The 16,814-nt window shown below is 65.3% G+C and carries 11 protein-coding genes and 1 pseudogene; 9 read left to right on the top strand and 3 right to left on the bottom strand.

Annotation, left to right across the window (positions count from 1 at the left end):
• Positions 1-162: 162 nt before the first annotated feature.
• Complete coding sequence (locus EN780_RS11755; RefSeq protein ID WP_127309170.1) at positions 163-459, bottom strand: hypothetical protein; 297 nt, start codon at positions 457-459, stop codon at positions 163-165.
• Positions 460-679: 220 nt separating this feature from the next.
• On the opposite strand from EN780_RS11755, the gene EN780_RS11750 reads away from it, so the two are divergent.
• The 8 genes and pseudogenes from EN780_RS11750 (at position 680) to EN780_RS11715 (ending at position 12,364) form a co-directional block, all read left to right on the top strand.
• The gene (locus EN780_RS11750) at positions 680-1,933 is read left to right on the top strand and encodes an aspartate kinase (RefSeq protein ID WP_127286051.1); all 1,254 of its coding nucleotides are present in this window, start codon (positions 680-682) and stop codon (positions 1,931-1,933) included.
• A gap of 81 nt (positions 1,934-2,014) precedes the next feature.
• Positions 2,015-4,285 carry a phosphoenolpyruvate--protein phosphotransferase gene (gene ptsP / locus EN780_RS11745; RefSeq protein ID WP_127309169.1) on the top strand — a complete coding sequence of 757 codons (2,271 nt, stop codon included), beginning with the start codon at positions 2,015-2,017 and terminating at the stop codon, positions 4,283-4,285.
• A gap of 8 nt (positions 4,286-4,293) precedes the next feature.
• Positions 4,294-5,373, top strand: a complete 1,080-nt coding sequence (gene prfA, locus EN780_RS11740) for a peptide chain release factor 1 (protein WP_127309168.1) — start codon at positions 4,294-4,296, stop codon at positions 5,371-5,373.
• Positions 5,366-6,244 (top strand): peptide chain release factor N(5)-glutamine methyltransferase, encoded by an 879-nt coding sequence (gene prmC / locus EN780_RS11735; protein WP_128273858.1) that lies wholly within the window; start codon positions 5,366-5,368, stop codon positions 6,242-6,244. The genes prfA and prmC overlap by 8 nt, the downstream gene beginning before the upstream one ends.
• Before the next feature lie 330 nt (positions 6,245-6,574).
• Positions 6,575-7,537 carry a DUF4167 domain-containing protein gene (locus tag EN780_RS11730; protein WP_348631253.1) on the top strand — a complete coding sequence of 321 codons (963 nt, stop codon included), beginning with the start codon at positions 6,575-6,577 and terminating at the stop codon, positions 7,535-7,537.
• A 222-nt stretch (positions 7,538-7,759) separates the two neighbouring features.
• On the top strand, positions 7,760-10,366 hold the full coding sequence (gene clpB / locus EN780_RS11725; RefSeq protein WP_128273854.1) for an ATP-dependent chaperone ClpB: 2,607 nt from the start codon (positions 7,760-7,762) through the stop codon (positions 10,364-10,366).
• A gap of 75 nt (positions 10,367-10,441) precedes the next feature.
• Positions 10,442-10,716 (top strand): annotated as a pseudogene (locus tag EN780_RS40575) (MmcQ/YjbR family DNA-binding protein).
• A gap of 133 nt (positions 10,717-10,849) precedes the next feature.
• Positions 10,850-12,364 carry a L,D-transpeptidase family protein gene (locus EN780_RS11715; RefSeq protein ID WP_127391299.1) on the top strand — a complete coding sequence of 505 codons (1,515 nt, stop codon included), beginning with the start codon at positions 10,850-10,852 and terminating at the stop codon, positions 12,362-12,364.
• Here the strand turns inward: EN780_RS11715 and EN780_RS11710 are convergent.
• Positions 12,338-12,970 (bottom strand): TMEM175 family protein, encoded by a 633-nt coding sequence (locus tag EN780_RS11710; RefSeq protein WP_128273852.1) that lies wholly within the window; start codon positions 12,968-12,970, stop codon positions 12,338-12,340. The genes EN780_RS11715 and EN780_RS11710 overlap by 27 nt on opposite strands.
• Before the next feature lie 172 nt (positions 12,971-13,142).
• Between EN780_RS11710 and EN780_RS11705 the strand changes: the two genes are divergently transcribed.
• On the top strand, positions 13,143-14,714 hold the full coding sequence (locus tag EN780_RS11705) for an MFS transporter (protein ID WP_128273850.1): 1,572 nt from the start codon (positions 13,143-13,145) through the stop codon (positions 14,712-14,714).
• A 34-nt stretch (positions 14,715-14,748) separates the two neighbouring features.
• Here EN780_RS11705 and EN780_RS11700 read toward each other — a convergent pair whose 3' ends face one another.
• A complete protein-coding gene (locus EN780_RS11700) occupies positions 14,749-16,713 on the bottom strand; it encodes a M23 family metallopeptidase (RefSeq protein WP_187331473.1) in 1,965 nt (654 codons plus the stop codon).
• Positions 16,714-16,814 lie beyond the last annotated feature (101 nt).

Here is a 16,814-nt window from a genome sequence, read left to right as displayed (position 1 = left end):
CGTTACGGCTATGATGCGCCGATGTTCGGCTACAACGCGATCCTGGAAGTTTCACCGGCTGGTTTCGTCCTCGATTACCCAGGCCTGTGGCGAAGCGCGGCGCGGCTGGAATGAGGATCGGCGTCCCAGCACGCCAGGAATCCGCCGGCAGCGGGATCAAGGTCAGACGGCGAGCGCCACCGCCAGATGCTTCATGTCGACGCTGGCGGGATCGATGGCCCGCATCGCCTGGCAATCGCCGATCTCGGCCATGATCCGACCGGCGGCGGCAAGCGCCTGCTCGCGGCTCTGCCAGCGCACCAGATCGACCCAGCCGCCGTCGTCCTGCCTGGCCAGGCAGCGGCTGAGGAAACCGGGCTGCCGCGCCAGCCAGTCGCTGAGCAGGCCGTTGCCGGCGACAAAGCCTGCTTCGGTTCCGGGCTTCAGCCGGAAGGTGACGATTTCCAGGGTCTCGGCCATCTATCCTCCTCGTTGTCGGGCTTCCAGGCTCATCTATCGCATGACCTGGTGCTCAAATCTGTCAGCAACCCCGATATTTTCAGCGCGAATCGTTGTTGCGCGCCATCGCTTGCGAAATCCTGATCATTTGGCTAAGGAGGCCGCGCATTCAGCACCCGGCCTTGGCCGGCGTGTTTTTCGGCCCCACGGCCCAGCATCCAGTCAAAGGCATTTCGTTTCCATGGCGCGCATCGTGATGAAATTCGGCGGAACCTCCGTCGCCGACATCGCCCGCATCCGCAACGTGGCGCGCCATGTCAAACGCGAGGTCGACGCCGGCCATGAGGTCGCGGTCGTGGTCTCGGCGATGGCCGGCAAGACCAATGAACTGGTCGGCTGGACGCGCGAGGCCTCGCCGATGCACGACGCGCGCGAATATGACGCCGTGGTCGCCTCCGGCGAGCAGGTCACGGCCGGTCTCCTGGCGATCACGCTGCAGAACATGGGCGTTCATGCCCGCTCCTGGCAGGGCTGGCAGATCCCGATCAAGACCGACAACGCGCATGGCGCGGCGCGCATTCTCGACATCGACGGCGGCTTCCTGATCAAGCGCTTCGGCGAGGGCCAGGTGGCCGTCATCGCCGGGTTCCAGGGCATCGGCCCGGACAACCGCATCGCAACGCTCGGCCGCGGCGGCTCCGACACCAGCGCCGTGGCGATCGCGGCGGCGGTCAAGGCCGACCGCTGCGACATCTATACCGATGTCGACGGCGTCTACACCACCGATCCGCGCATCGAGCCGAAGGCGCGGCGGCTGGCCAAGATTTCCTTCGAGGAAATGCTCGAAATGGCCTCGCTCGGCGCCAAGGTGCTGCAGGTGCGCTCGGTCGAGCTTGCCATGGTGCACAGGGTGCGTACCTTCGTGCGGTCGTCCTTCGACGATCCCGACGCGCCCGGAATGGGGGATTTGCTCAATCCGCCCGGAACGCTTATTTGCGACGAGGAAGAGATCGTGGAACAGCAGGTCGTCACCGGAATTGCCTACGCCAAGGACGAGGCGCAGATTTCGCTGCGCCGCGTCGGCGATCGTCCCGGCGTTGCCGCCGGCATCTTCGGGCCGCTGGCCGAAGCCAACATCAATGTCGACATGATCGTCCAGAACATCTCCGAGGACGGCAAGTTCACCGACATGACCTTCACGGTGCCGTCGGGCGACGTCGACAAGGCGCTTGCGGTGCTGGAGCGCCTGAAAGCCGATGTCGGCTATGACGTGGTGCAGTCGGAAGCCGGCATGTCGAAGGTGTCGGTCATCGGCATCGGCATGCGCAGCCACGCGGGTGTCGCCGCCACCGCCTTCAAGGCGCTGGCCGACAAGGCGATCAATATCCGGGCCATCACCACTTCCGAGATCAAGATTTCGATACTGATCGACGGTCCGTATACCGAATTGGCGGTTCGCACTTTGCATTCCGTCTACGGTCTGGATAAGCAATAGCAAGACTGAATCAGTTGTTGCGTGAGTGCCGGGCGCGGCGGAAACTGCGCCGGCAAGGACTCTATTGGAGAAGAAGCCGCGATGCGTGATACGGCCAGTGGCCCGCGCGTTCTGCTGAAGCGGCTCCGCGAGCTCATGCAGGAGCCGCTGGAGCCGCAGGAGCGGCTCGACCGCATCGTGCGCGACATCGCCTCCAACATGGTCGCCGAGGTGTGCTCGCTCTATGTGCTGCGCGCCGATTCGGTGCTCGAGCTCTACGCCACCGAAGGTCTCAATCCGAACGCCGTCCACCTGGCGCAGTTGCGGCTCGGCCAAGGTCTCGTCGGCACCATCGCCGCCAGCGCACGGCCGCTCAACCTCTCCAACGCGCAGGAGCATCCGGCCTTCGCCTACCTGCCGGAGACCGGCGAAGAGATCTACAACTCCTTCCTCGGGGTGCCAGTGCTCAGGGCGGGGCGGACGCTTGGCGTGCTCGTGGTGCAGAACAAGACCATGCGCCACTACCGCGACGATGAAGTCGAGGCTCTGGAAACGACGGCAATGGTCATCGCCGAGATGATCGCCACCGGCGATCTCGCCAGGCTGACCCGCCCGGGTCTGGAGCTCGACCTGCGCCGCCCGGTCAGCTTCACCGGCCTCTCGTTCAACGAAGGCGTCGGGCTCGGCCATGTCGTGCTGCACGAGCCGCGCATCGTCGTCACCAATCTGTTCAACGAGGACAGCGAGGAGGAAGTCCGCCGGCTGCAGGCCTCGCTCGGCTCGCTGAGGCTGTCCATCGACGACATGCTGGAGCGCCGCGAGGTCGCCTTCGAGGGCGAGCACCGCGAGGTGCTCGAGGCCTACCGCATGTTCGCCAACGACAGCGGCTGGGTGCGCCGGCTGGAGGAAGCGATCCGCAACGGCCTGACGGCGGAAGCGGCGGTGGAGAAGGTGCAGAGCGACATGCGCGCCCGCATGCTGCACATGACCGACCCCTATCTGCGCGAGCGGATGAGCGATTTCGACGACCTTGCCAACCGCCTGCTGCGCCAGCTGATGGGGCGCGGGCCGGAGGATGTCGCGGCGTCGCTGCCGAAGGATGCCATCCTCGTCGCCCGTTCGATGGGCGCCGCCGAGCTGCTCGACTATCCGCGCGACAAGCTGCGCGGCGTGGTGCTGGAGGATGGGGCGGCGACCAGCCACGTCGTCATCGTGGCGCGCGCCATGGGCATTCCCGTCGCCGGGCAGATGAAGGGCGCCGTTTCGATGGCGGAAAACGGCGATGCCATCATCGTCGACGGCGAAGAGGGCACGATCCATCTCAGGCCGCAGCCCGACCTCGAGGCCGCCTATGCCGAGAAGGTGCGCTTCCGCGCCCGCCGGCAGGAGGTCTATCGCGAGCTGCGCAAGAAGCCGTCGGTGACCAAGGACGGTGTTGCGGTCGACCTCCTGATGAACGCCGGCCTCGCCGTCGACCTGCCGCAGCTTGCCGAGTCTGGCGCGGCCGGCATCGGCCTGTTCCGCACCGAGCTGCAATTCATGGTCGCCTCGACCTTCCCGCGCGCCGAAGCGCAGGAGCGGCTCTACCGCGACGTGCTCGAAGCGGCGCGCGGCAAGCCGGTGACCTTCCGCACCATCGACATCGGCGGCGACAAGGTGCTGCCCTACTTCAAGGGCGCGCTGCAGGAGGAGAACCCGGCGCTTGGCTGGCGGGCGATCCGGCTCACCCTCGACCGCCCGGGCCTGCTGAGGACGCAGATCCGCGCCTTGCTGAAAGCGTGCGGCGGCCGCGAGCTGAAGCTGATGCTGCCGATGGTGACGGAGCTCGGCGAGATCGCCCAGGCGCGCGAGATCATCGATCGCGAGGTCAGGCATCTGTCGCGCTTTGCCCACCACCTGCCGACCAGCCTGAAGCTCGGCGCGATGCTCGAAGTGCCGTCGCTGCTGTTCCAGCTCGACGAGCTGATGAAGGCGGTCGACTTCGTCTCGGTCGGCTCCAACGACCTGTTCCAGTTCGTCATGGCGGTCGATCGCGGCAACACGCAATTGTCCGACCGTTTCGACACGCTGTCGGCGCCGTTCCTGCGGGTGCTGAAGCAGATCGCCGATGCCGGCGCCCGCAACCACACGCCGGTGACGCTGTGCGGGGAACTCGCCGGAAAACCGATATCGGCGATGGCGCTGATCGGCCTCGGCTTCCGCTCGATCTCGATGTCGCCGGCCTCGATCGGCCCGGTCAAGGCGATGCTGACGGAACTGCCGCTCGACGAATTGCAGGCCTTCTTCGCCGACAATCTGATGGCGCCGGCGCAAGGGCTGCCGATGCGGGCGCTGCTGCAGGCCTTTGCCGACGACCGCTCCATTCCGCTATAGAATCCGCCATGATCAACCTGCCGCGCGACCGCATGGATCAAGTCGTCAAGCGTTTCGAGATGCTCGAAGCGCAGATGTCGGCCGGCCCGGCGCCGGATGCCTATGTGAAGATGGCATCTGAATATGCCGAGTTGCAGGACATGGTGGCCAAGGTCAGGGAATTGCGCTCGGCCGAGCACGAGCAGGCCGACCTCGAAGCGATGCTCGCCGACAAGGGCACCGATGCCGAGATGCGGGCGCTCGCCGAGGCGGATCTGCCAGGGGTGGAGGAGCGCATCGAGGCGCTGCAGAAGGATATCCAGATCCTGCTTCTGCCCAAGGATGCCGCCGACGACAAGAATGCCATCCTCGAAATCCGCGCCGGCACCGGTGGCGATGAAGCCGCTCTTTTCGCCGGCGACCTGTTTCGCATGTATGAGCGCTATGCCGCCGAACGCGGCTGGCGGTTCGAGACAGTGTCGGCCAGCGACGGCGATGCCGGCGGTTTCAAGGAAATCATCGCTACGGTCTCGGGCAAGGGCGTGTTCGCGCACCTGAAGTTCGAATCCGGCGTACATCGCGTGCAGCGCGTGCCGGCGACCGAGGCCAGCGGGCGCATCCACACCTCCGCTGCGACCGTCGCCGTGCTTCCGGAGGCCGAAGAGGTCGACATCGAAATCCGCGCCGAAGACATCCGCATCGACACGATGCGGGCCTCGGGTTCAGGCGGCCAGCACGTCAACACCACCGATTCGGCCGTCCGCATCACCCATTTGCCGACCGGCATCATGGTGGTGCAGGCGGAGAAATCGCAGCACCAGAACCGGGCGAAGGCCATGCAGATCCTGCGCGCTCGGCTCTATGATATGGAGCGCAGCAAGGCGGACGAGGAGCGTTCGGAATCGCGCAAGTCGCAGGTCGGCTCGGGCGACCGCTCGGAGCGCATCCGCACCTACAACTTTCCGCAAGGGCGCCTCACCGACCATCGCATCAACCTCACCCTCTACAAGCTCGACCGGGTGATGATGGGCGAGCTCGACGAGGTCGTCGATGCGCTGATCGCCGACCACCAGTCGAAGCTGCTCGCCGACATCGGCCTCGATGGCTGACATTTTGCCCGGCACGCTCGGGCCGCTGCTGCGGGAGGCGCGTCATCGTCTTGCCGCCGCCGGCGTGGCCGATCCGGCGCTGGATGCCTGGCTGCTGGTCGAGCATTTTTCCGGAACGACCCGCACCCAGGCCATCGCCGAGCCGTCGCAAACGGTGCGGGAGGACGCGATTGCGGCAATCGATGTGGCCCTGCGACGGCGCGTCGCAGGCGAGCCGGTTCACCGTATCCTCGGGTTTCGCGAGTTCTACGGCCTGCGGCTTGGGCTTTCACCCGAAACGCTGGAGCCGCGGCCCGACACCGAGACGTTGGTCGAGGCGATCCTACCCTTCGCCAGGGCGACAGCGGAGCGGCTTGGCGAATGCCGCATCCTCGATCTCGGCACCGGTACCGGCGCCATCGCGCTGGCCCTGCTCAGCGCCGTTCCCGGCGCTGTCGCCACTGGTGTCGACATTGCCGCGGGCGCGCTTGCCACCGCCATGCGCAATGCCTGCGAACTGGGCCTGGCCGACAGGTTCGAAACGCTTGAATCCGACTGGTTTGCAAAAGTTTCCGGCCGGTACCATGTAATTGCCGCAAACCCTCCCTATATACCCAGTCGAGACATAGGAAATCTGCAGGACGAGGTCCGCGATTTCGATCCGCATCTGGCCCTTGATGGCGGCGCGGACGGTCTTGGTCCCTACCGGATCATCGCCGCTGAGGCGACAAGGTTTCTGGAAGCCGAATGCAGGGTTGCGGTCGAGATCGGCCACACGCAACGGAACGAAGTCACGGACATCTTCTTGGCAGCCGGCTACCGGTTGTCCGGTATGTTCTGCGACCTCGGCGGAAACGACAGGGTTCTGGTGTTCGAACGCGCAAACCCCTGATGCAGTGCGAAATAGGGCTTGGCAATGCCCGGGAATGCAGCTAGGGTCGAAGTAACCGGATGAGACGAAGCAGGCAGTGCTCTTAGCGATTCGGTTTTCCTTGGAAATAGCTGCCTTCTTGCGCAATCGACGCCAATGCTTCGTGCGGGAATCGTCCGGCAAGTGATGTAACCGGAACAGGATGGCACGTGGCGCCAACGCAATTGATGCGGGCGAACGCCGGTGAAGAAACGAAACGGCTGGCTGCATGAGCGCCTCCGTTCGTAAAAAAGTTTTCGAAAATTTCACACTGAAGAGAGTCGAATGAGGCCACAACAGCAGAACAGGCGCATGCGCGGTCGCAACAACAATGGCGGCGGCGGTGGCAACAACAACAACCGCAAGGGCCCCAATCCCCTGACGCGCAACTACGAGAGCAACGGCCCGGACGTGAAGATCCGCGGATCGGCTCAGCAGATCGCCGAAAAATACGCCGCACTCGCCCGTGACGCGCAAAGCTCCGGCGACCGGGTGATGGCGGAGAACTACCTCCAGCACGCCGAGCACTACAATCGCATCATTGCCGCCGCGCAGGCGCAGATGCCGATCCAGAACGTCCAGCAGAACCGCGACGATTTCGACGACGATGCGGACGAGGATCGCGACGAGTTCGACAACAACATCGGCAACAGCAATACCGCGGAAGCCCCGGCTGCGCAGGCCAACCATGGCGGCGGGCCGCAGCCGGTGATCGAAGGCGAACTGGCCTTCAACCAGGACAACGGCAGCCGCGATGGCGGTGGGCGCGACGGCCGTGACAATGGCCAGCGCGACAACAATGGCGGGCGCCACCGCGACCGCCCCCCGAACGGCGGCTACGGCCAGAACGGCCAGCGCGGTGATTATAACCAGCGCGGCGAAAATGGCGGCCAGCGCTTCGACCAGAACCGCCGCAACGAGGCGCCGGCGCAGCCGGAAAGCGCCTCCCCGGCGGAGCCGGCCGTCGCGGCCGAGCAGGCACCTTTGTTCGACAGTTTTTCGCCGGCGGCTCTCGCTGCCCAGGCAGAGCGCAACGAAGCGGCCTCCGACAATGGCGGCTCGCGCCGCCAGCGCCGTCCGCGCCGTGCACGCGGCAATGCCGACGAAACCGGTGCCGACCAGGCCGATAGCCAGGTGGAAACCGGCAGCGACAATGCCGGTGCCGAAGCGGTGAATGCCGCCCCTGTCGAAGGCAATGCCGCACCGGCCGAGGACAATCCGGCGCCGGCCGACGGCGCCTCCAGCGATCCGGTTGCTGCCGACGTCAACAACTGAACGGGTCCGGTTTTCAGGTCATCAAGCGGCGGAGAGAAATCTCCGCCGTTTTCGTTTTGCGCGGCGCTGGAATAATATGCATCCCGCGCCGCCTGGACGCCTTGAGAGCCCTGTGCCCCTTCACCATATCTCGCGTGAACAGGATCCGGCTCGAATGAGCGGGTCCGTCACCGCAATCTGATCCGGTGCCGAAAAGCGGGCCGGTGATGGAAGGAGACAGATATGAATCTTGAAAAATATTCGGAGCGCGTGCGCGGCTTCATCCAGTCCGCCCAGACCATGGCGCTCTCGCGCAACCACCAGCAATTCACGCCCGAACATATGCTGAAGGTGCTCGTCGATGACGACGAGGGCCTGGCCGCGTCGCTGATCGAGCGTGCCGGCGGCAATGCCCGCGACGTCAAGCTGGGCGTCGAGGCGGCGCTCGAGGCGATGCCCAGGGTGGAAGGCGGCAACGGCCAGCTTTACCTGGCGCAGCCTCTGGCCAAGGTGTTCTCGACCGCCGAGGACCTGGCCAAGAAGGCGGGCGACAGTTTCGTCACCGTCGAACGGCTGCTGCAGGCGCTCGCCATGGAGAAGTCGGCCAAGACCGCCGACATCCTGTCCAAGGCCGGCGTCACCGCGCAGGCGCTGAACCAGGTCATCAACGATGTCCGCAAGGGCCGCACCGCCGATTCGGCGAGCGCCGAGCAGGGCTATGATGCGCTGAAGAAGTACGCGCGGGATCTGACGGCCGACGCTCGCGCCGGCAAGCTGGATCCGGTCATCGGCCGCGACGACGAGATTCGCCGCACCATCCAGGTGCTGTCGCGCCGTACCAAGAACAATCCGGTGCTGATCGGCGAGCCTGGCGTCGGCAAGACGGCGATCGCCGAGGGCCTGGCGCTGCGCATCGTCAATGGCGACGTGCCGGAATCGCTAAAGGACAAGCAACTGATGGCGCTCGACATGGGCGCGCTGATCGCCGGCGCCAAATATCGCGGCGAGTTCGAGGAGCGGCTGAAAGCCGTGCTCAACGAGGTCACGGCCGCCGCCGGCGGCATCATCCTGTTCATCGACGAGATGCACACGCTGGTCGGCGCCGGCAAGGCGGACGGCGCCATGGATGCGTCCAACCTTCTGAAGCCGGCGCTGGCGCGCGGCGAGCTGCACTGCGTCGGCGCGACCACGCTCGACGAGTACCGCAAGCATGTCGAGAAGGACCCGGCGCTGGCCCGCCGATTCCAGCCGGTGTTCGTCAACGAGCCGACGGTGGAGGACACGGTCTCGATCCTGCGCGGACTGAAGGAGAAGTACGAGCAGCACCACAAGGTGCGCATCTCCGATTCGGCGCTGGTCTCGGCGGCGACGCTGTCGAACCGCTATATCGCCGACCGCTTCCTGCCGGACAAGGCGATCGACCTTGTCGACGAGGCCGCCTCGCGGCTGCGAATGCAGGTCGATTCGAAGCCGGAGGCGCTGGACGAGATCGACCGCCGCATCATGCAGCTCAAGATCGAGCGCGAAGCGCTCAAGGTCGAGAAGGACGACGCCTCGAAGGACCGGCTCGCCAGGCTGGAAAAGGAGCTTGCCGGGCTGGAGGAGGAGTCCACCGAGCTCACCTCGAAATGGCAGGCCGAGAAGCAGAAGCTCGGCCTCGCCGCCGACCTCAAGAAGCAGCTTGACGAGGCGCGCAACGAATTGGCCATCGCCCAGCGCAAGGGCGAGTTCCAGCGCGCCGGCGAGCTTGCCTATGGCAAGATCCCGGAGCTGGAGAAGAAGCTGAAGGAGGCCGAGACGCAGGACGGCAAGGCCGGCATGGTCGAGGAAGTGGTCACGCCCGACCACGTCGCCCATATCGTGTCGCGCTGGACCGGCATTCCGGTCGACAAGATGCTGGAAGGCGAGCGCGACAAGCTGTTGCGCATGGAAGACGAGATCGGCAAGCGGGTCGTCGGTCAGGGCGAAGCGGTGCAGGCGGTGTCGAAAGCGGTGCGGCGCGCTCGCGCGGGCCTGCAGGATCCGAACCGGCCGATCGGCTCGTTCATGTTCCTCGGCCCGACCGGCGTCGGCAAGACCGAGCTCACCAAGGCGCTCGCCAATTTCCTGTTCGACGACGAAAACGCTTTGGTGCGCATCGACATGTCGGAGTTCATGGAAAAGCACTCGGTCGCCCGGCTGATCGGCGCGCCTCCCGGCTATGTCGGCTATGAGGAAGGCGGCACGCTGACCGAAGCGGTGCGGCGGCGGCCCTACCAGGTCGTGCTGTTCGACGAGATCGAGAAGGCGCATCCGGATGTCTTCAACGTGCTGCTGCAGGTGCTCGACGACGGCCGGCTGACCGATGGCCAGGGCCGCACGGTCGACTTCCGCAACACGCTGATCATCATGACCTCGAACCTCGGCGCCGAATATCTCGTCGGCCTCGGCGAGGACCAGGATGTCGATGCCGTGCGCGACGAGGTGATGAGCGTGGTGAGGACCTCGTTCCGGCCGGAGTTCCTCAACCGCGTCGACGAGGTGATCCTGTTCCACCGGCTGCGCCGGCAGGACATGGACCGCATCGTCGAGATCCAGCTCAAGCGGCTGGAGAACCTGCTCGCCGACCGCAAGATCACGCTGTCGCTGGATCATGACGCGATCGAGTGGCTGGCGGCCAAAGGCTACGACCCGGCCTATGGCGCGCGGCCGCTGAAGCGGGTGATGCAGAAGGAGCTGCAGGATCCGCTGGCTGAGAAGATCCTGCTCGGCGAGATCCTCGACGGCTCGACAGTCAAGGTCACCGCAGGTTCCGACCGGCTGAACTTCCGCTCGAAGCCGACGGTCGTGGCGACCGAGGCGGCGGCCTGAACCGCCTTGCCTTACCGGAACGGCGGAGCCTGAATGGGCTTCGCCGTTCTTCTTGTTTGAAATGGCGGGGCCCGCATGACGCTAGACGACTACAACAGCTTCTGCGCCTCGCTGCCCCGGGCAAACAGCTCTTCGTCACCTTCAAATGTTCCGACATCGCCTATGACGTGCTGAAGGAGCAGCCAGGCTGCAGGCCCGCGCCCTATCTTGCCTCGCGCGGCATGAAATGGATCCAGCGCCAGACAAGCCAGAGCATGGATGATGCGGCGCTGAAGGACTATCTCGGCGAAAGTCACCGCCTGGTCGTCCTCAAGCTGACGAGACAGACACGCAGGGAATTGGGCCTGTAGCAGCCGGCAGTCCGCCATCTTCATGCCCGGTTCATGTTGGAACCTTAAGCTCGGTAAATGGTTTGCTGGCGAAGGGCTCGCCACAAAGGGACATGCCGCGCGGCGGCAATTACGGACCGGAGAGTTGGCCACAATGTTGCGCACGATCGTCTGCCTTTCGGCTGTTGTCGCCGGATTGGTGTCTTCCGGCGCGTTCGCGGCGCCGAGTGGCGACGGCGCGGAAAGGGAGGCCCGCGCTCCCGGCGGCATCCTTCTCGCCCAGGACGGCAACATCGACGTCTATTACGACGCCAGGGGAAACCGCGTCATAGTCGATGCAGATACCGGCAAGGTCATCGCTATCCAGCCACCGGGCACCAGGCTCGATCGCAGGGCGCTGCGCCGGCAGCTGCGGATGCAGGAGCTCGGCCGCGCGCCGGTCGAGGATGACGACCGCTACTATCTCGACGATCCCGAAGACATGGCCCGCTTCCGCCGCAGGCAGCTGGACGAGGAAGGCAGGGTGATTCCGCCGCCGGCCGACGAATACGATCCCTATGGCGACAATTCCGTGGATGCCTTTCCCCCGGTGCCGGATGATGAAGGCAACACCGCCACCTACCCGGAGGCGCCGAAGCCGAATACCGTCAAGCGCCAACCGCTGAACGAGGCGTCGATCGACCCGAACCAGCCGGCCAATCCGGATACGCAGGCTTCCCTGCCGCCGGACACCGGCGGCAAGGCCACCGTCGACCCGTCGCTGTCGCTCGGCGCGCGCCAGGATGTGGCGGCGCTGCAGGTGCTGCTCGATCGCGCCGGCGCGTCGCCGGGCGTGATCGACGGGCGATTCGGCTCCAATGTCGACAAGGCGCTGGCCGCCTACAACGAGATCACCGGCAGCAATCTGCGCTCGACCGACGCCGTCGGCATTCAGTCGGCGCTGGCGCAGTCGGGCGGCGATGCGTTCGCCTCCTACACCATCACGCCCGAGGACGCGGCCGGCCCCTACGTCGCGTCGATCCCGGAAGACTACAGCCAGAAGGCGCAGCTCGACCGCATGGGCTACACCTCCGTCACCGAAGCGCTGGCCGAGCGTTTCCATATGGACGAGAACTATCTGAAGTCGATCAATCAGGGCCTCGATTTCAACCGCCCCGGCACGATCATCAAGGTTGCCAATTTCGGCAGGCTGGTGTCGACGCCGGTCGCCCGTATCGTGGCCGACAAGGGCAAGAAGGAAGTCTTCGCCTATGATGCTGCGGGCAAGCTGGTCGCCGCCTATCCGGCCACCATCGGCTCGTCCGACACGCCATCGCCGTCGGGCATCCACACCGTGTCGCGTATCGCGCTCGACCCGAACTACACCTACAACCCGAGCATCAATTTCAAGCAGGGCCAGAACGACAAGATCCTGACCATTCCGCCGGGGCCGAACGGGCCTGTCGGCTCGGTGTGGATTGCGCTGGACAAGCCGACCTACGGCATCCACGGCACGCCCGACCCGTCCAAGATCGGCAAGACCGAAAGCCATGGCTGCGTGCGCCTGACCAACTGGGATGCGCGGGAACTTGCCAAGCTGGTGTCACCGGGCGTCACCGTGGAGTTCGTCGGCGGACCCACGATCATCGATGTCGGCGGGACCTCAACCGATGAATTTACGCAGCAGTGAGGCGCGCGGCGCGGCGGCATACACCAGCTGCGCCAGCAGGATGAACGCGATACTGAGCAGCGGGCTGAACAGGCAAAGTGCCGCGCCGACCGCCCACAGGATCTGCGCCTTGATGATGCGCTGATAGACAGTGCGGGTCGTGTCCGCGTCGACCTCCTCGGCGATCAAGCCATTCTTTTGCGCGTACCACCAGCTGGCGAAAAGCGTCACGCCAAGCATCAGAAGATTCAGCCAGTAGAGGAGCACCGCGACCCGGAATTCGAGGAAATCGGCCAGCAGGTCGGTGGAGAACGGCAGCAGCGCGATGAAGGCCAGAAAGCAGAGATTGAGCGTTGCCAGCCGCCGGTCCGATCTTGCGATCAGGCCATGCTGCGCCTGCTGGCCGAACCAGAAGATGGTCAGGGTCAGGAAGCTCAGCGCATAGGTCAGGAAGCGCGGGGCGAGTGCCGCAATCGCGGCAAGCAGTTCGATTTCCGAATGCACCGCTTCATGCGGCGGCACCCTGATTTCCAGCACGATCAAGGTCAGCGCGATGGCGAAGACGCCGTCGGTTATGCCAACGATGCGCCCGCGTCCTTCTGCCGATGGTTCGAGCGGTCGCTTCATGGTTTCCCCTTTTGGCGCTGGTTCGGTTGGCGGGTCGGAACCTAGCACGCGACGCTTCGTTTGCATCATAAGTGCCGGCCCTCCTGGCCGTCCTGCCGACGCAATCTGGTTTCAAGAACAGCAATCTTGTGGCTTGTTGCCGCGACCTCACCGCAGAGCTAAGCAGGCTGTCATGTCAGCTTCGGACGAAAACATCGCCGATTCGCTTTCGACCGCGCAGCGTGCGAACGGCACGTTCTGCCCGCAGGCGCAGCGCAAGTTCGTGCTGATCGCGGCGATCCTGGCATCCGCGCTCGGCTTCATCGACGGCTCGGTCCTGGCCATCGCGATGCCGGCGCTGCGGGAAAATCTCGGCGCCAGCCTGGCCGAGGTGCAATGGATTTCCAACGCCTATGCGCTGACGCTATCGGCGCTGATCCTGGCGGGCGGTGCCGCCGGCGACCGGTTCGGGCTCAGGCGCGCATTCGTGACCGGCATTGCGCTGTTCATCGCCGCTTCGCTGGCCTGCGCGCTGGCGCCCAATGCCGGCGTGCTGATCGGCTTCCGCGCCATCCAGGGGATCGGCGCCGCCATCATGGTGCCGGGCAGCCTCGCCATCATCGCCAAGGCCTATCCGAAGAAGGAGCGCGGCCGTGCGATCGGCGTCTGGGCCGCGGCCTCGGCGCTGACGACCGCGCTCGGTCCGGTTCTGGGCGGCCTCGTCCTGTCCACCTTCGGCAATGGCATCTGGCGAGCAATCTTCGCCATCAACCTGCCGCTGGGCCTCATCTCGATCTATCTTCTCCTGGCCAAGGTGCCGGCCGATGACGCCACGGAAAAGCGCAGCCTCGACCTCGGCGGCGCCGGACTCGCCACGCTGGCGTTCGGATTGCTGGCCTACGGCCTGACCTCGATGAGCGCCGAGGGCGGCGGCCAAATGTCCTGGCCGAGCATCGCAGCCGGCCTGGTGCTGCTTGTCGTGTTCGTTTTCTTCGAGCGCCAGCATCGCGAGCCGATGATCGACCTGTCGCTGTTTCGGATCGGCGCCTTCGCCGGCGCCAATCTCGCGACGTTCTTTCTCTATTTCGCGCTATCGGCCAATCTGTTCTACCTGCCGATGCTGCTGATTGCCGGCTGGGGGCTGAGCACGGCCGAGGTCGGCTTCATTTTCGTGCCACTGTCGGCATCGATCGCGCTGCTGTCGGGACCTGTCGGCCAGTGGTCGGACAAGATCGGGCCGAGATTCCCGATCGCCGCCGGCAGCCTGCTCGTTGCCTTTGCCTTTGCCGGGCTGGCGCTGCTCACCCATGCCGGCATCCATAATTTCTGGACCGGGACCTTTCCATTGATGGCGCTGATGGGGCTCGGCATGGCGCTGGTCGTGTCGCCGCTGTCGACCGCGATCATGACGGCGGTCGAGGACAAGGACACCGGCGCCGCCTCTGGCATAAACAATGCGGTCTCGCGCATCGGCGGCCTGATCGCGGTTGCGGCGATGGGTTCGCTCGCGGCCTGGGTCTACGCACTGAACACCGGCGCTGCGCCCGGCATTCCGGGTTTCGGACAACAGGCGCCGGCAGGGCTTGCATCGGATCTCGAAGCCGCAAGGCTCGCCGCCAGCGACGCGGCCTTCGCGGCCGTCGCCGCCGTCACCACGCTGCTCTGCCTACTTGCGGCCGTCATCGCCTGGATGACCGTTTCCGGCCAGGCGCTGCCGTGGCCAGGCCGACCGGATGATCCACAGGCTGATTCGCCACGAAACTGATTCGTCGTAGGCGACAGGCGATTCGCTCGCCAACCTATCCTTCGACCTTGGCGCTGGCGACCTTGAGCGGATTGTTGTCTTCCTGCTTGAGCAGGTCGTCGATACGCTCGCGCTCGCGCTTGAAGGCAACCAGGTCGTCGCCTTTCAGCACCTTGCCGACCGGCAGGCGAACGCGCATCGGATCGACCTTGGTGCCGTTGACGATCAGCTCGTAGTGAAGATGCGGGCCGGTGGCGAGGCCGGTTTGGCCGAGATAGCCGATGACCTGGCCCTGGCGGACATGGACGCCTGGCTCGATGCCTTTGGCAAAGGCGGTCTGGTGATTGTAGGAGGTCTCGTAGCCGTTGGCGTGGCGGATGATGATCTGCTTGCCATAGCCGCCGGCCCAGCCGGCCTTCTCGATGGTGCCGTTGCCGGCGGCGATGATCGGCGTGCCGATCGGGGCGGCCCAGTCGACGCCGGTGTGCATGCGGACATAGCCGAGGATCGGATGCCGGCGGGCGCCGAAGCCGGAGCGGAATTTTCCCGCCGGCAGCGGATTGCGCAGCAGGAACTGCTGGGCGCTGGAGCCGTTCTCGTCGAAATAGTCGGTGCTGCCGTCCTGCATCTGGAAGCGATAGAAGTTGCGCAGCTGTCCGCCGAAGGTCGCCGAGACATAGAGCAATTCGGATTCGTCGGAGGCCTGGTCGTCGCCGTCCGGCTGCGAGAACAGCACGTCGATCCTGTCCGAGGGGCTGAGCCGCGACTGGAAGTCGACATCCGAGGCGAGCAGCTTGACCAGTTGCTGGGTCAGCTTCTTCGACATGCCGTAGGAATAGGCGGCGCGGTAGATGCCGTCATAGATGTTGGGCAGGTTGCCGCGCACGATCACCGGCGGCGAATCGTCGAATGCGGTCAGCAGCTCGGGATTGGGCTCGGGCTCCTGCGCCGGCACGTACTGGCCGCGATCGTCGAGCGCGATGGTGACGATGTGCTGGGTCCGGTCATAGACGCTGGTGCGCACCACCTTGGCGGCGTCGCCGTGGATTTCGAGCCCGACGCGCAGCACGGTTCCCGCCTTCAGCGCCGGGGCGTTCAAAAGCTTGCCGATCGCCTCGGCCATGCCGGTGGCGTCGCCGCCGGTATAGCCCGAATCAGCAAAGGCCTCGGCTATGTCGGTGTCCTTGGTGAAGGGGATGATTTCCTCGGCGAAGGCCGGCGTCTGATCGTCCGCCTCGACGCGCGGCGACACCGAGACATTCTCGGGCACGATCTTCACGTCGTAGGAGCCGGCCATGCTTTCGGCGAAGGCATCGCCGAACCGCTGCGGATCGACATAGTGCAAGGAGGCGACCTGGATGGCGCCGTCGCTGAGATCGGTGCCGGCCTCGCGCACCACCTTTTCCACCTCGTCGGCGGACAGGTCGCTCTTCTCGTCGAAGGACGCCGTCTCGATCGGGAAATCGACGGTCTTCAGCGACATCTCGCTTTCGACCTTGGCGCCATAGATCTGGCCGGCGACGGCCGCTGGCGCCGGCTGGCCGGCATTGTCGTCGCCGTCGTCGCTGAACACCTGCATCGGGTCGAAGGGCGGGTAGGGGCGGTTGGTCGTGTGGCCGGCGGCCAGCGCCATCTTGATCTGCACGAAAGGCATGGTGTGGATGACGTCGCGGTCGCCGACCTTTGTGACCATCGACACTTCCATGCGCCGGCGGTCCTTGGCCTTGGCGATCTGACGCGGCGCCACCAGCCTGGTGGTCTTGGCCATCTCGCCTGAATCGCCGCCGTTCTCCATATGGGCGAGCTCGGCGATCTCGGGTGGCGTCGCCAATTGCTGGCGCCCGTCGAGCGCGGCGAACAGCGCCACGCCCATCAGGACGCTGGACGTCACGCCGGTGAGAAAAGTGCCCGACAGCCAGCGCGCCGATACCTCGCGCCGATCGGGCGGGCCGCTCCGGCCATCCGCGATCAGCGGCGGCTCGTTGCCGAGTTCGGCTATGACATCTTCCGTATCTGGCATCCAGAAAGGCTGCTTCTTCCCCGGGCGGAACGGCTTGTCGCTTTTGTTGTGCGCATGACATTTGCCTGTCACGGCGGTTTTAGTCAAAGAAAAGCCAAAAC

It is taken from the genome of Mesorhizobium sp. M4B.F.Ca.ET.089.01.1.1, from assembly GCF_004022605.1.
Taxonomy (GTDB): domain Bacteria; phylum Pseudomonadota; class Alphaproteobacteria; order Rhizobiales; family Rhizobiaceae; genus Mesorhizobium; species Mesorhizobium abyssinicae.
The sequence above is the reverse complement of the archived record's forward strand: the minus strand, read 5'-3'. Positions and strand labels throughout refer to the sequence as shown.

Bases quoted from the DNA above. Each gene is read 5' to 3' on its own strand.
- clpB (WP_128273854.1), top strand. From the start codon at position 7,760: ATGAATCTTGAAAAATATTCGGAGCGCGTGCGCGGCTTCATCCAGTCC.
- EN780_RS11755 (WP_127309170.1), bottom strand. From the start codon at position 459: ATGGCCGAGACCCTGGAAATCGTCACCTTCCGGCTGAAGCCCGGAACC.
- EN780_RS11730 (WP_348631253.1), top strand. From the start codon at position 6,575: ATGCGCGGTCGCAACAACAATGGCGGCGGCGGTGGCAACAACAACAAC.
- ptsP (WP_127309169.1), top strand. From the start codon at position 2,015: ATGCGTGATACGGCCAGTGGCCCGCGCGTTCTGCTGAAGCGGCTCCGC.
- EN780_RS11700 (WP_187331473.1), bottom strand. From the start codon at position 16,713: ATGCCAGATACGGAAGATGTCATAGCCGAACTCGGCAACGAGCCGCCG.
- EN780_RS11710 (WP_128273852.1), bottom strand. From the start codon at position 12,970: ATGAAGCGACCGCTCGAACCATCGGCAGAAGGACGCGGGCGCATCGTT.
- EN780_RS11705 (WP_128273850.1), top strand. From the start codon at position 13,143: ATGTCAGCTTCGGACGAAAACATCGCCGATTCGCTTTCGACCGCGCAG.
- EN780_RS11715 (WP_127391299.1), top strand. From the start codon at position 10,850: ATGTTGCGCACGATCGTCTGCCTTTCGGCTGTTGTCGCCGGATTGGTG.
- prfA (WP_127309168.1), top strand. From the start codon at position 4,294: ATGATCAACCTGCCGCGCGACCGCATGGATCAAGTCGTCAAGCGTTTC.
- EN780_RS11750 (WP_127286051.1), top strand. From the start codon at position 680: ATGGCGCGCATCGTGATGAAATTCGGCGGAACCTCCGTCGCCGACATC.
- prmC (WP_128273858.1), top strand. From the start codon at position 5,366: ATGGCTGACATTTTGCCCGGCACGCTCGGGCCGCTGCTGCGGGAGGCG.